The sequence below is a fragment of the Cytobacillus solani genome (genome assembly GCF_001420595.1).
Lineage (GTDB): Bacteria > Bacillota > Bacilli > Bacillales > Cytobacillaceae > Cytobacillus > Cytobacillus solani.
Genome location: NZ_LJIX01000006.1, coordinates 1347515 through 1362547 on the forward strand (window position 1 = coordinate 1347515; position 15033 = coordinate 1362547).

General features: G+C 36.8%; 13 protein-coding genes. 11 read left to right on the forward strand and 2 right to left on the reverse strand.

The window, feature by feature from the left end; all coding sequences use genetic code 11:
• Nucleotides 1-75 precede the first annotated feature (75 nt).
• Entirely contained in the window at nt 76-576 is a 501-nt protein-coding gene (locus AN957_RS08460) for an antibiotic biosynthesis monooxygenase family protein (RefSeq protein ID WP_053475171.1), read from the reverse strand.
• Nucleotides 577-807: 231 nt separating this feature from the next.
• On the opposite strand from AN957_RS08460, the gene hemE reads away from it, so the two are divergent.
• The 6 genes from hemE to AN957_RS08490 all read left to right on the forward strand — a co-directional run bounded on the left by hemE (nt 808) and on the right by AN957_RS08490 (nt 9226).
• Nucleotides 808-1854, forward strand: a complete 1047-nt coding sequence (hemE, locus tag AN957_RS08465; RefSeq protein WP_053475172.1) for a uroporphyrinogen decarboxylase — start codon at nt 808-810, stop codon at nt 1852-1854.
• An 87-nt stretch (nt 1855-1941) separates the two neighbouring features.
• Nucleotides 1942-2877 (forward strand): ferrochelatase, encoded by a 936-nt coding sequence (gene hemH, locus AN957_RS08470; protein WP_056683432.1) that lies wholly within the window; start codon nt 1942-1944, stop codon nt 2875-2877.
• 26 nt (nt 2878-2903) lie between these two features.
• A complete protein-coding gene (gene hemY, locus AN957_RS08475; RefSeq protein WP_056683435.1) occupies nt 2904-4340 on the forward strand; it encodes a protoporphyrinogen oxidase in 1437 nt (478 codons plus the stop codon).
• 150 nt (nt 4341-4490) lie between these two features.
• On the forward strand, nt 4491-5066 hold the full coding sequence (locus AN957_RS08480) for a TetR/AcrR family transcriptional regulator (protein ID WP_053475175.1): 576 nt from the start codon (nt 4491-4493) through the stop codon (nt 5064-5066).
• A 66-nt stretch (nt 5067-5132) separates the two neighbouring features.
• Nucleotides 5133-7298, forward strand: a complete 2166-nt coding sequence (locus AN957_RS08485; protein WP_056683438.1) for a YhgE/Pip domain-containing protein — start codon at nt 5133-5135, stop codon at nt 7296-7298.
• A 1046-nt stretch (nt 7299-8344) separates the two neighbouring features.
• Entirely contained in the window at nt 8345-9226 is an 882-nt protein-coding gene (locus tag AN957_RS08490) for a helix-turn-helix domain-containing protein (protein WP_056683440.1), read from the forward strand.
• A gap of 307 nt (nt 9227-9533) precedes the next feature.
• Here the strand turns inward: AN957_RS08490 and yhfH are convergent, their stop codons facing one another.
• Entirely contained in the window at nt 9534-9668 is a 135-nt protein-coding gene (gene yhfH / locus AN957_RS26755; RefSeq protein ID WP_075209111.1) for a protein YhfH, read from the reverse strand.
• Nucleotides 9669-9878: 210 nt separating this feature from the next.
• Between yhfH and AN957_RS08495 the strand changes: the two genes are divergently transcribed.
• From AN957_RS08495 to AN957_RS08515, 5 genes are all read left to right on the forward strand, one after another.
• A complete protein-coding gene (locus AN957_RS08495; RefSeq protein WP_053475178.1) occupies nt 9879-10613 on the forward strand; it encodes an MBL fold metallo-hydrolase in 735 nt (244 codons plus the stop codon).
• A 13-nt stretch (nt 10614-10626) separates the two neighbouring features.
• A complete protein-coding gene (lplA, locus tag AN957_RS08500) occupies nt 10627-11616 on the forward strand; it encodes a lipoate--protein ligase (protein ID WP_056683443.1) in 990 nt (329 codons plus the stop codon).
• A gap of 140 nt (nt 11617-11756) precedes the next feature.
• Nucleotides 11757-12272: an RNA polymerase sigma factor SigV gene (locus AN957_RS08505; protein ID WP_053475180.1), complete on the forward strand. Its 516-nt coding sequence runs from the start codon at nt 11757-11759 to the stop codon at nt 12270-12272.
• Between the two features lies 1 nt (nt 12273).
• A complete protein-coding gene (gene rsiV / locus AN957_RS08510) occupies nt 12274-13161 on the forward strand; it encodes an anti-sigma-V factor RsiV (RefSeq protein ID WP_056683446.1) in 888 nt (295 codons plus the stop codon).
• 207 nt (nt 13162-13368) lie between these two features.
• On the forward strand, nt 13369-14919 hold the full coding sequence (locus tag AN957_RS08515; RefSeq protein ID WP_056683449.1) for a fatty acid--CoA ligase family protein: 1551 nt from the start codon (nt 13369-13371) through the stop codon (nt 14917-14919).
• Nucleotides 14920-15033 lie beyond the last annotated feature (114 nt).

Consider the following 15033-nt stretch of genomic DNA (forward strand, 5'->3'; position numbering starts at 1 on the left):
TGTTTCCTTTATCTCAGTCGCGGCCCTTCCAGTTTGTACGGCGATGACCAAGGCGCTTGCGCTTTTCTTATCCTTCTATTCATCCTCGGGAATGAAGTATTTTGTTACATAGGCAGAACCTATTAATAGGTTAGCGGGATTGGCAGATGTGCTGATTTCTTTTTTGAATGTCGTATAGGATGCGGAGTTCTCCCAATTTAAATATGACTTTTCATTTTGCCATAATGAAAGGATGACGTACGTATCGGATTTAAGAGGGCGAAGAAATCGAATAGCTGAAAATCCATTGTGTTTTTCGAAAAGGCTTTTTAAATGATTAAAACGGTATTCCAATAAAGGTCTTTCTTCTTCAATTACGGGAATCGTATTCATGACGACAATGCCTTTATTTTCAAGAGCTCCTTTAGATTCGATCACTTGAAAAGAACGTGGGGTTTTAAATACGGATGGTTGATCCGATTCATGCAATAATAGTGCATTGTCGATATTTTGCATGAGAAACATCGATTCTCCAGGATGCTTTTCTTTTATTTTATATAAGAAATTGTACGTGCCGGTTGTCATGTAAATATTCATATGATTCATCCCCTTATTTGTTTTATTAGAACTATACGATAATTATCTGTAGAACATTCATTGCCAAAAGGTTAACACACTATGACAAAATTTCGACATTTTTCTCCGCTATCTATACAAGTATAGCTGAAAACGATACAGTTAGTATGGATGATTAGGTGTCAAAATTTCAAATATCCTTACTTATATATTAAAATGTAAAACAGACAGTTTGAAAGGTGGATAATTTAAATGGTGAAAATGATAAATGATACTTTTTTACGTGCGGCTAAAGGGGAAAAGACTGAACATGTTCCTGTTTGGTATATGCGTCAGGCAGGACGTTCCCAGCCCGAATATAGAGCAATAAAAGAGAAATACACTTTATTTGAAATTACCCATCAGCCTGAGCTTTGTGCATATGTGACAAAATTGCCTGTTGATCAATATAACAATGATGCGGCCATTCTATATAAAGACATTATGTCACCACTTCCTGCACTTGGAGTTGAAGTTGAAATCAAGTCTGGGATTGGCCCAGTTATTTCTAATCCTATCCGTTCGGTTGCTGATGTTGAAAAGCTCGGTGAAATCAACCCGGAAGAGGATGTACCATATGTGCTTGATACGATTAAACTTCTTACACAAGAACAATTAGAAGTGCCGCTAATTGGGTTTGCTGGCGCACCTTTTACACTTGCAAGCTACATGATCGAAGGCGGTCCATCAAAGAATTACAATAAAACAAAAGCATTTATGCATGCTGAATCAAAAGCATGGTTTGCTTTAATGGACAAACTAAGTGAAATGACCATTACATATGTGAAAGCGCAAATTAAAGCGGGCGCAAGAGCAATCCAGATTTTCGATTCTTGGGTTGGCGCGTTGAATGTAGAAGATTATCGCATTTTTATTAAACCAACGATGAACAGAATTTTCTCTGCATTAAGAGAAGAAAATGTACCTCTAATCATGTTTGGGGTAGGAGCGAGCCATCTTGCAATGGAATGGCATGATCTGCCGCTTGATGTTGTCGGCTTAGATTGGAGATTGCCAATCAAAGAAGCGAGAGAAAGAGGAATTACAAAGGCTGTCCAAGGAAATCTTGATCCAGCACTTCTTCTTGCACCATGGGAAGTGATCGAAGCGAAAGCTAAAGAAATTTTAGATCAAGGAATGGAGCGTCCGGGGTATATCTTTAATCTTGGACATGGTGTATTCCCTGATGTTAATCCAGAAACATTAAAGCGCTTAACTGCATTTGTACATGAGTATTCAGCTTCAAAATTAAGCAAGTAGGCCTTGTCGATTAGATTAGTTGGATATCTTGCGTTTTTTTGAAACTATTAAAGAATAGATCTAGAGATTAACAAGAGGTGGATAAGTATGACAAGAAAGAAGATGGGATTACTTGTAATGGCGTATGGAACGCCTTATAAAGAAGAGGATATTGAGCGCTATTATACGCATATTAGACACGGAAGAAAACCTACCCCAGAAATGCTAGAAGACTTACGTGGAAGATATGAAGCAATCGGCGGTATCTCCCCGCTTGCAAAAATAACGATGGATCAAGCGAAAGGTCTTGAATCCTATCTAAATAAAATACAAGATGAATATGAATTTGTTATGTATCTTGGATTAAAGCATATTGAGCCATTTATTGAGGATGCGGTTAAACAAATGAATGAAGATGGAATTGAAGAAGCAGTAAGTCTTGTTCTTGCCCCTCATTTTTCCACTTTCAGCGTAAAATCGTATAATGGACGGGCGAAGGAAGAAGCAGAGAAGCTTGGAGGACCAGTCATTCATTCAGTGGAGAGCTGGTATAATGAGCCGAAATTCATCAAATATTGGGCAGATCGTGTGAAATCAACATTTGGAAGTATGACTGCTGAAGAACGAGAAAAGGCTGTCCTCATCGTTTCGGCACATAGCTTGCCAGAAAAGATTTTACAATTAGGAGATCCTTATCCGGGTCAGCTGAAGGAAACGGCAGATTTGCTTGCAAAGCAAGCTGGAGTCAAAAACTACGCAGTAGGCTGGCAAAGTGCAGGAAATACGCCAGAACCATGGCTTGGACCTGATGTACAGGATTTAACGAGAGAACTTTTTGAAAAAGAAGGCTATAAATCCTTTGTTTATACACCAGTTGGTTTTATCTCAGATCATTTAGAAGTACTGTATGATAATGATTATGAATGTAAAGTCGTTACAGAAGAAATTGGAGCTGCATATTATCGTCCAGCAATGCCTAATGATCAATCAGAATTTATTGATGCCCTTGCAACGGTCATCCAAAACAAATTAGCCAATAAATGAAACTAATGTAAAGAAGGCGGAGAACTGTGTCGGAAGAACAGAAGAAGGTTATCATTATCGGCGGTGGAATTACAGGTTTAACAACAGCTTTTTATTTGCAAAAAGAAGCACGTGAAAAGGGATTGTCCCTTGATGTGAAACTTGTTGAGGCCTCACAACGTCTAGGTGGCAAATTACAAACGGTTGTTAAGAAAGGCTTTGTTATCGAAAGAGGTCCTGATTCATTTCTTGCCAGAAAGCAAAGTGCTACGCGTTTAGCGAAAGAGGTTGGTATGGAAAATGAGCTAATCCGAAATACAGCAGGGAAATCGTTTGTTTTAGCGAGAGAGCGTCTTCATCCGATGCCTGGTGGGTCCATAATGGGGATTCCGACACAGATTGCCCCTTTTGTTACAACAGGATTATTTTCATTTCCTGGTAAATTGCGTGCTGCCGCAGATTTTGTTCTGCCACGGTCAAACGCTAAGGAAGATCAAGCACTTGGGGAGTTTTTCCGGAGAAGATTAGGTGATGAAGTTGTTGAAAACTTAATTGAGCCGCTACTATCGGGAATTTATGCTGGAGATATTGACAATTTAAGCTTAATGTCAACTTTCCCTCAGTTTTATCAAGTGGAACAAAAATATCGCAGTTTGATTTTGGGGATGAAAAAATCATCACCATCTCAGCCAAAAAGTTCAAATGAGAAGAAAGACAAAGGGATGTTCTTAACTTTTAAGACGGGGCTGCAGTCATTTGTCGATGCGATTGAAAAGAAATTGGAGCCGAATTCTGTCATAAAAGGAGTTCAGGTCAAAGGGATTGAAAAAAAACTGGACGGGTATGAACTTGAGTTAAGTAATGGAGAGGTGCTAACGGCAGATAGTGTCGTCTTATCTGTCCCACATCATATCACCCAGTCTATGTTTAAACAATATCGCTTTTTTGATGCTTTTAAGGAAATGCCTTCCACATCTGTTGCTACAGTTGCTCTTGCCTTTCCTAAAGAGGCGATTGAAAAAGATATAGAAGGAACAGGATTTGTCGTCTCACGAAACAGTGATTACACCATTACTGCCTGTACATGGACACATAAGAAATGGCCTCATTCTGCGCCAGCTGGAAAAGTTCTGCTGCGCTGCTATGTTGGCAGACCAGGTGATGAAGAGATAGTCGATGTTTCGGATAATGAAATGGTGAAAATCGTCTTAAATGATTTAAATAAAACGATGAATATTACGATGGCTCCTGACTTTGCAGTAGTATCTAGATGGAAGGATTCCATGCCGCAGTATACAGTTGGTCATAAGGGTCGCATTGACAAAGTGATAAACCACCTTAAAGCTGAACTCCCAGGTGTTTATATTGCAGGGAGTTCCTATGATGGGTTAGGAATGCCTGACTGTATTGACCAAGGTGAAAAAGCTGTTCAACAAGTATTATCATTCCTATATAGTAAAAATCAAAAAGCTATCCATTCGTGATAGCTTTTTTTACTATTTTTTGTTGCATTTATAATGGATGTATGTTAAATTACATATTGTACAAAATGACCGAATTACTCATTTAGTCAATTGTTCTTATTTTCTAGCTTCAGCGTGCAAGCGCTAATGCATTCTTAAAGAGGTGAGGGAATGGCAATCGATCGTAAGCAACTGATTATTGAGGCGGCTACTAAATCTTTCTCATTATTTGGATTTAAGGCCACAACAATGGATCAGGTTGCAAAGATTGCAAACGTAGGGAAAGGAACGATTTATACCTTTTTTAAAAATAAAGAAGAACTGTTTGATGAAATTATTAGCTCGCTTATTAGTGAAATGAAGCGGGCAGCTGATGAAGCAATGGATTCTACACTTTCTTTTCATGAAAAGGTTCATCGCGGGCTTTATCAAATCTTGGAATTCCGCTTAAAACATCAGCTGACAATTAAGCTCTTCCAAGAAGAGAAAGAGATGGGGACTCCTGCTGTTATGGAGGTAATGATTAAACTAGAGGATGCCATTCTTGGTTATTTGAAGGAGAAAATCGTTGCTGCAATTGATAAAGGAGAAATACAAGAATGCAACCCTGAGGTAACAGCATTTATTATGTTGAAGCTCTATGTTGCTCTCATCTTCGATTGGGAAAAGCGCAATGAACCATTAGAAAAGGAAGAAATTGCGAAGTTATTTGAACAGTATATCTTTAAGGGATTATCAAACAGATAGTCCTCGTTTTTTGGAATATATTGACTAAATGAACAAAACAGTCAGTTTAACAAGGAGGCAACAACATTGAGAGAAAGTCTTTTCAAAAAGGAATTGCTGTCTGTTTTGCGGAATAAAAAGCTTCTTATTCCAATTATTGCAGTTCTATTTATTCCGGTATTATACAGCGGTATGTTTCTTTGGGCGTTTTGGGATCCTTATGATCATTTGGCTGATTTACCAGTAGCTATTGTTAATCAGGATAAAGGTGCTGATTTTGAAGGGAAAGAGCTTCAGCTTGGGAATGAACTTGTTGATAAATTAAAGGAAAGTGGAGATTTTAATTTTAAGTTTGTTAACAAAGAGGAAGGCTATAAGGATCTTAAAAATCAAAAATATTATATGCTGATTGAAATTCCATCAGAATTTTCATCTAATGCAACAACTTTGCTTGATGATCATCCGGAAAAGTTAAAGCTTGTCTATGTTCCGAATGAAAGCTATAACTTTCTTTCTTCGCAAATAGGTGAAACAGCTATTGAAAAAATTAAATCATCTATTTCTGAGAAAATAACCGAAACATATGCAGAAACAATGTTTGATAAAGTGACTGAACTTGCAGATGGGATGGGGCAAGCAAGTGATGGAGCTTCTAAAATAAATGATGGTGCAGCCGAACTGAAGGATGGCTCATCGCTAATTTATGATAAGCTTTCTTTATTAGCTGATAAATCAATTGAATTTAATGATGGAGTAGGAAAAATCAATAACGGCTCTAAGGAGTTAGTTGCTGGTTCGAAAACTTTAGCAGATGGACTTGGTCAGCTGCAAGAAGGACAGAATACATTAAAGTCAGCCTCTGATCAATTAAAAGCAGGCCATGAGCAAATGGCTGCAGGAATTCATCAGACAAAAGAAGGACTAGGGGCTGTTAATGAGAAATTGCCAGCTGTTGTTGCTGGTACAGAGCAGATTGGTGCCGGTGCAAAAACCCTATCAACCTCTTTACAGCAGTGGCAATCAGAAGCACAAAAAGTTAATGGTGGCATGGCAGTTCTTCAAGAAAAGCTACAAGGACTGATTGGCCAGCTCCCTGAAAATTCACCCGAGCGGTTAGAATTAGAGGGTGCATTGAATCAACTCAAAACTGGAACAGCTGAACTTGCCGGTGCGGCTGGGCAGCTTGCGAATGGCGGAAACGAAATTGCTGCCAAAATTGGTGAACTGAATACAGGGCAGAAACAGCTTCAGCAAGGTGTAAATGAGCTTGCAAAAGGAAGCGAAAAGCTTGAGAGCGGTGCACAGGAAATTTCGAAAGGGCAAAATGAATTCCAAGCAGGAATGAATACATTTAGCGAGAAGTTCGCAGATGCGAAAGCGGGTGCAGATCAATTAGCTAATGGTTCTACTGTTTTAGCTGGAGGACTTGGACAATTACAAGACGGATCTGCAGCTTTTAAAGATGGAACAGCACAGCTTAAAGATGGTGCTGGAAAAATAGCAGATGGGAATGCAACATTATATGATGGTTCAGAGGAGTTAGCTAGCAAATTAGCTGACGGTGCTGATAAAGCATCATCTGTAAATGCAAATGATGATACATTCAGCATGATGGCCGGACCTGTTAAAGTGGATAATGAGAAGATTAACAAAGTTCCAAACTATGGAACAGGATTTGCTCCATATTTCTTATCACTTGGTCTATTTGTCGGTGCACTCTTACTGTCAATAGTCTTTCCATTACGTGAACCAGCAGGCGTGCCAAAGAACGGAATGAGCTGGTTTACAAGTAAATTCCTCATTCTCATGGGAATTGGAATTATTCAAGCATTAATCTCTGTGTTGATTATGTTTGTAGGTTTAAAAATTGAAGTGCAAAGTGTACCATTATTTATTTTCTTTGCCATCATTACAAGCCTGACATTCATTACATTAATTCAGTTCTTTGTTACCACATTTGGTGATCCTGGACGTTTCATTGCGATTATCATCTTAATCCTGCAATTAACAACAAGTGCAGGTACGTTCCCACTTGAGTTAATTCCTAATTTCTTACAGCCAATTAGCGCATTCTTACCAATGACTTATACTGTTTCAGGATTTAAGGCAGTAATTTCAAGCGGTGACTTCAGCTTTATGTGGCATAATGTAGGAATATTAGCGATTTTCATTGTGTTATTTATTGCAGGCACAATTACATTCTTCACAGGTATGCATAAAAAACGTTTTGCTGCTGCAGCTGTATCAGAGTAAAACACAAAAAACCAGCCGTTATATGTTAGCGGCTGGTTTTTCTTTGTTTATTTATAGCTCTAGGCGCCATCGGCTCGAGGTCACAAGCCAAACCGACAAGGAGGTTAAAGAACAACCTTCCATCCAGTTAGCCTTATGCTTGTCGCCGATAAGCGAGCCTCCACCGCTTTTCTATGTCTAGCTGCGGTAGCATAACATGAAGAAAAAAAGGAAATTGAGGAACTATTCAAGGATCTGTTAATTAGTTATAAATCATCTGAAGAAACAGTAATCAGTGATTATTCAATGAAGAACAAGACTATAAAGAATTAGAAGAAACAAAAGAATATTATAGAAAAGGATTAAAAGTTATTTTGAAAAGATTCTAGTAATTAAGGAGATGATTGGTTAAACCTTTTAATGTTATGATAAAGTAATTTTGGGGATAACTGCAAAAAAAAGAAAGCAATCGCAATGTTTTTACTTTCATTTGTAAATTTATGGACTTTTTAGAATTATACTACTATATTTTTTCAATTTCTTATATAATTTCTTATGTAGGTCTATATTTTTATTAAGGGGTTTCTTATAAGTAGTATTTATCAGGTTAATACTACTTATAAGAAAAAATGGGAGTAAAAAAATAGCCTCTTTTTGAAAAAATTACTGGAAAAATTCATGATAATGCCAGCTGGACTTTAACACGAATTTTAACAATCTAATGTTCAAATGGTAATTCTAGGGAGGTAATTTCATTATTGCTAGTTTCAGGATATGTAAGGTTAATAGTTACCAACAACCCTAGAGAAATAATTGAAATTAAGAACTTTTTCACGAGTTATTCAATACCTCCTTTTTACTAATTTGTTTCTATAAAGTTATAATACATCATTAATGATTTGTTTGGTCTTACGATTTTCTTTGAAATTTGAAATGAATCTACCTAATTTCGCCTTTTATTTCAAAATCCTATTACAATTTATGAATATAGGAATATTAAAAGATAAAAGCTAGGTAAGATTGTCAATGATTCTATTTAATCAAATAATAGGTTGGAGGAAAGTCCAATGTATGATAATAGGATTGGGTATGAATTGAAAAAATTACGGGAGAAAATGAGGATTACGCAATCACAATTATGTGAAGGAATTTGCCATCAATCAATGTTAAGTAAAATAGAAAAGGGTGAAACCTATCCATCGGCACCTATTCTGTATAAACTCTCTCAAAGGTTAAATGTAGATATGGAATATTTCTTTGTTGATGCAAATTTAAAAAACTTCGAGTACATTAAAGAGACTATTAATACAATACGAAAAGAAATCAGAAATAAAAATTATGAAACGGTTAAAGAACTTGTATTATTAGAAGAATCAAATCCTGATTTTCAAAATTTTGTAGAATTAAAACAGTTTCTATGGTGGCATAAGGGAATAGTTTTATATTACGTTGATAATAATCCTTCGCTAGCAATTAAGGAACTGGAGAATGCTTTGTTATTGAGTAGACCTATTTCCGAAATATATCATATGTATTCAGATAGAGAATTTGAAATAATAAATACTCTTGCTGTTATTTATTCAGAAATTAATGATCATGAAACTTCATTAAACTATTTCAAAAATGCTAGGAGTATTTTAAAAAATCAAGCTTTAAAAGATACAAAGATCTTGCTTAGAATTGATTATAATATGGCAAAAGTGTTATCAAGACTTAAAAGGTACTCGGAATCAATTAATTTATGCAATGAAGGAATTAATCAATGTATTGAAGATAGCTGTATGTATCTATACGGAGAATTAACTTATCAAATAGGTTATAACTATGAGTTAATGGGAGATCGCAAGAAAGCAAGAGAATTTTATCAGGATTCATTAGAGATATTCAAAGTAAGAGCAAATAACCATTTCAATGATTACATAAAAAGTAGGATTAAACAACTTTCGTAAAATATCCAAAAAGAAAGCACCGCACTTAGAGTTAATTCTCTATGTGTGCGTGCTTTTTTGTTTTTAGGAGAAGAAAATAAATGGACACTAACACCTAATAATGAAATAGGTAAAAACTAAGAATCATACGAAAGGAAAGAGGGGTAGCTAATGCCCTTGGGCAAACCCCTTCCGCTTTTCTATGTCTAGCTCCAGTCGCCATCGGCTCGAGGTCACAAGTCAAGCCGACAGGGAGGTTAAAGAACAACCTCTCTGCCGGCTCGTCTTGTGCTTGTCGCCGATAAGCAGGCGCCTTCCGCTTTTCATTCTATATATCCGAAACTCCCATACAATGATCACATTTGTTTCCATAGCATTCATGCTGTTCTTCGATTGGCTTCCCGCAGTCAACACATTGCTTTGCCGGTAAATTTCTAAAGAAATCTAAAATGTTTTGGATCATTTTTGAAAGCCCCCTATGATTTGTGTTTGTTTTGAATAATAAGTTTCTTTTATTGTATTATAACAGTTTGTTTGTGTCAATGACTGTCTTGATACAAATTGATGGATGTGAAAAAATAGGCTTATTCAGGTATATTAGTTATGACAAAATGTTTTTCATTCCCGTTATTAGGTGAAAATAACAAGGTAATAGATAGAAGGAGGAGAAATGATGAAATTTACTGTGATTGGCTGCTGGGGCGGGTATCCAAATGCAGATGAAGCGAGCTCGGGTTATTTACTTGAACATGAGGGATTTCATTTAATGATTGATTTCGGCAGCGGCGTTCTGGCGAAAATGCAAAGGGTTCTTCAGCCAGAGGAGATTAATGGGGTCATTCTTTCTCATTATCATCCGGATCATATTGCAGATATAGGTGTGCTGCAGCATGCCCGTCTTATTCAAGGCTTTTTAGGCAAGAAGACAGAATGCCTTCCTATTTATGGTCATGGGATGGATGAATATGAATTTTCAAAATTAACATATAAAGAGATTACTAAGGGGATTGCCTATCAATCAGATCAAACTTTAAATATTGGTCCATTTGCGATACAATTTTTACAGACGGATCATCCTGTTCCGTGCTTTGCGATGAGAATTGAGGCGGATGGAAAATCCCTCGTGTATACTGCGGATACATCATACAAAGAAGAATTCGTTCCTTTTTGCAATGGGGCGGATTTATTAGTGTGTGAATGTAATTTTTATAAGCATCAAAATGGCAAGAATGCTGGACATATGACAAGCTATGATGCAGGAACGTTAGCACAGAAAGCAAATGTCAAAAAACTTCTGCTAACTCATCTGCCGCATTACGGGAATATAGAGCAATTAAAGGAAGAAGCTGCGGATATGTACAGCGGGCCAATTGCGCTAGCTGCCTATCAATGGTCCGTTAAATTATAAGGAGTGAACCAACATGCTATTTATCGATAACAAAGGAATAACAGATCCAAGAATTAATTTAGCAATAGAAGAATACGCATTAAAAAATTTAGATATTAACGTAACCTATCTGCTTTTTTACATAAATGAGCCATCTATTATTATTGGTAAAAATCAAAATACAATCGAAGAGATTAATACAGAGTATGTAGAAGGCAATGGCATTCATGTTGTTCGCCGTTTATCAGGCGGTGGAGCCGTATATCATGATTTAGGAAACTTGAACTTCAGCTTCATTACAAAAGACGACGGAGAAAGCTTTCATAATTTCCGGAAGTTTACCGAGCCTGTTGTCGATGCATTGAGAAAGCTAGGCGTTAATGCTGAACTTAGCGGCAGGAATGATCTCACTGTTGAAGGCAGAAAAATTTCAGGGAATGCGCAATTCTCAACCAAGGGCAGAATGTTTAGCCATGGTACTCTTATGTTAGATTCCGAAATTGACAGTGTTGTTTCAGCATTAAAGGTGAAAAAGGATAAAATTGAATCGAAGGGAATTAAATCGATTCGCAGCCGTGTAGCAAACATTTCTGAGTTTTTAAAAGAGAAAATTACGATTGAAGAATTCCGTGCCTTATTGCTTGAAAATATTTTTGGCGGCAAGGATCAAATTGAGGAGTATATTCTTACAGATGAGGATTGGGAAAAAATTCACCAGTTATCGAAGGAAAGATACCAAAATTGGGATTGGAATTATGGGAAATCTCCTAAATTTAATTTGCAGCATTCCCATCGTTTCCCAGTTGGCGGCATTGATATTCGACTGGATGTGGATAAAGGCAAAGTGGAAAATTGCAAAATATACGGTGACTTTTTCGGTGTAGGTGATGTTAGCGATATCGAAAATAAACTAATTGGTGTTCGCTATGAAAAGGCAGAACTAGAAAAAGCACTTGAAGAAATTGATATTAAACATTATTTTGGTAATATTACAAAAGAAGATTTCCTACAATTAATATACTAAAATTCATGAGAGTGTTCCTGACGGGGAACGCTCTTTTTAATGAGCAAAAGAGAATAATAAAAAGTAAAAACTTTTTACTGCCGTTTATGCGTCTCTTATGTGTATACAAATTAATAGCAATAAAGGAGCCTTTTTGCGACATGGGAAAGAAAAGTAGATGTAATCATGATGAATTATTTACAAGCTTTATTAGGGAGAACAAAGAGAACTTTTATCGGCTAGCCTACAGCTATGTGAAAAATTCTGAAGATGCTTTAGATATCGTACAAGACTCGATCCATAAAGCGATCGTCTCAATGGATTCTCTTCAGGATATAAAGACGCTTAAAAGCTGGTTTTATAGAATAGTGGTCAATACCTCCTTAGATTTTCTCAGGAAACATAAACGCGTCAGTATTGTGGATGCGGAAACAATGGAATTTATTAGTTCAGGCAGTGAAGACCATTATGAAGATATTGATTTAGAGAGGGCTTTGGATCAATTAGCGCCTGAATATAAAAGTATTATTGTTTTACGCTTTTTCGAGGATTTGAAAATTGAAGAAGTCGCTGATGTTCTCAATGAAAATGTAAATACGATAAAAACACGATTGTATAAAGCCTTAAAGCTATTACGTGTTGAATTGAACGATGAAATCATTAAGGGGGCAAACTAGAATGGACAAAAAATTAGACCAGCTTAAAACGGAGTATAAAAATATACAAATACCTGATGAATTGAATTTCATTGTCGAGAGGGCATTATTAAAAGGAAAAAAGAAGAAAAAGAAAAACGGTTATAAGTGGATGGCTGGGACGGCTGCAGCTGCTGTTCTTTTTATCGGAGGTTTGAATATTAGCCCAGCAATGGCTAGCACTTTAGCAGATATGCCTGTTGTTGGGAGTATAGTAAAAGTATTAACTTTTACAGAATATAAAGTGGATAAAGAAAAATACCAAGCAGATATAAAAGTACCGGCAGTATCAGATTTAGAGAATGGAGATTTGGCTCAAAGTCTGAATGATAAATATTTAAAAGAGGGAAAAGAACTATATGATGAATTCATGGTTGAGATGAAGGATTTAGAGAAGAATGGCGGCGGCCATCTAGGTGTGGACAGCGGCTATGAGGTAAAAACAGATAACGATCAGATCTTATCAATCGGCAGATATGTTGTAAATACAGTTGCATCATCTTCAACGATCATGACATACGATACCATCGATAAGAAAAATCAAATCCTATTAAGCTTACCAATGTTATTTAAAGATGAAAGCTATGTGAATACAATTAGTGAAAATATAAAAGAACAAATGCGTGAACAAATGAAGGCGGATGAGAATATAATCTATTGGGTGTCTAATGCTGGATTAGAAGACGAAGAACTTTTCGAGCTTTTCGAAACCATTCATAAAGAGCAAAACTTCTATATTAATAATGATGGAAAATTAGTCATATCCTTTGATAAGTACGAGGTGGCTCCTGGATATATGGGAGTTGCTGAGTTTATCATTCCGACTGAAGTGATTTCGGATATATTAGTAAGCGATGAGTATATTCATTAATGAGAAAACCGAACGGTGGCATCCGTTCGGTTTTTTTATAACTTTATATTAATATAAAAATTTCCATTCTTAGAATCAAGAATAACTTGAATATTTGCATTAAAAACTTTTTTGCTTGAATACATAACTTTCTTTCAATATAATATATTTAGAAAATTATTTAAATAAAATGAATGATTATTCATTCATCAGAAGGGGGAAAGGGATATGAATTTAACTAAACAGCTCCATGAAACCGCAAGAACAAAGGGGAGCAAACCGGCTTATTATTTTATGGACCAATCAAGTACATATGCTGAATTAGACGGAGCAGTTACGAAATTTGCTTCTGGTCTAGAACAATTAGGAGTGAAAAAAGGGGATCATATTGCTTTATTGTTAGGAAATTCTCCACACTTTGTAATCGGTCTACATGGGGCGCTTCGTCTTGGGGCAACAGTTATACCAATCAACCCGATTTATACACCTGATGAAATTGGCTATATCGTTAATAATGGGGATGTAAAGGCAGTGGTAGCCCTTGATTTACTTCTTCCATTAGTTGAAAAAATGCATCCAGCTTTGCCGAAAGTAGAGAACTATATTATTTGTGAAACACCTCAAGGGAAGGAATCAGGCATTGATGTAACAGCTTTATCCGCATACTCTAAATTGAAATCGTTTTCACAAGTGTTGGCATCGGGTGATTTAAGCTTTACAGGACCAGAATTAGAAGATGATGAAGTGGCAATCATCCTTTATACTTCAGGCACAACAGGTAAGCCAAAGGGCGCCATGCTGACACATAAAAACCTTTACAGTAATGCGAAGGATGTTAGCGATTATCTTCATATGAATGAAAATGATCGTGTCGTGACAACCTTGCCCATGTTCCATGTATTTTGTTTAACTGTTGCCTTGAATGCCCCGCTTATGAATGGAGCAACGATTATTATCGATCCAAAATTCAGTCCAAAGGAAATGTTTAGGCTTGTGGAGATGTATAAGCCAACCGTATTTGCTGGTGTCCCAACGATGTATAATTTCCTTCTTCAATATGCGCAAAGCTACGGTGGAGACTTAAGCTCGCTCAGGCTTTGTATTTCTGGCGGATCAGCGATGCCAGTTGCCCTATTAAAGTACTTTGAACAGAAATTTAATGTGCTGGTATCTGAAGGATACGGTCTTTCTGAAGCATCCCCCGTTACATGCTTTAACCCCCTGGACAGACCAAGAAAGGCAGGCTCAATTGGTCAATCCATAGTGAATGTTGAGAATAAAGTCGTTAATGAGCTCGGGGATGAAGTTCCTGTTGGTGAGGTTGGGGAATTGATTGTCCGCGGTCCGAATGTGATGAAGGGTTATTACAAAATGCCTGAAGAATCTGCTGCAACCATTAAGGACGGCTGGCTTTATACAGGTGATTTGGCCCGAATGGATGAGGAAGGCTATTTTTATATTGTAGACCGGAAAAAAGAGTTAATCATCGTTGGCGGCTATAATGTGTATCCAAGGGAAGTGGAAGAAGTGCTTTATGACCATCCAGATGTTGTCGAGGCAGCGGTTATCGGTGTTCCTGATCCAAATCTTGGCGAAGCTGTACGATGCTATGTCGTTAAAAAGAATCCAAGCTTAACTGAAAATGAGCTGATGGACTATTGTACACAGCATTTGGCGAAATATAAACTTCCTTCTTCCATAGAATTTTTAGAGGAGCTTCCGAAAAATACAACTGGAAAAATTTTGCGAAGAGCGTTGAAAACTCAAGTTTTACAATAGGTTTTAACTGGTACAGGCATGGCATCAAAGGATCCTTGCCTGTTTTTTTCTGAATTTTGAAGGAAATTGCATCAATTTTCACGAATTGGAAGATGTAGCGAATAATAGGGAGTG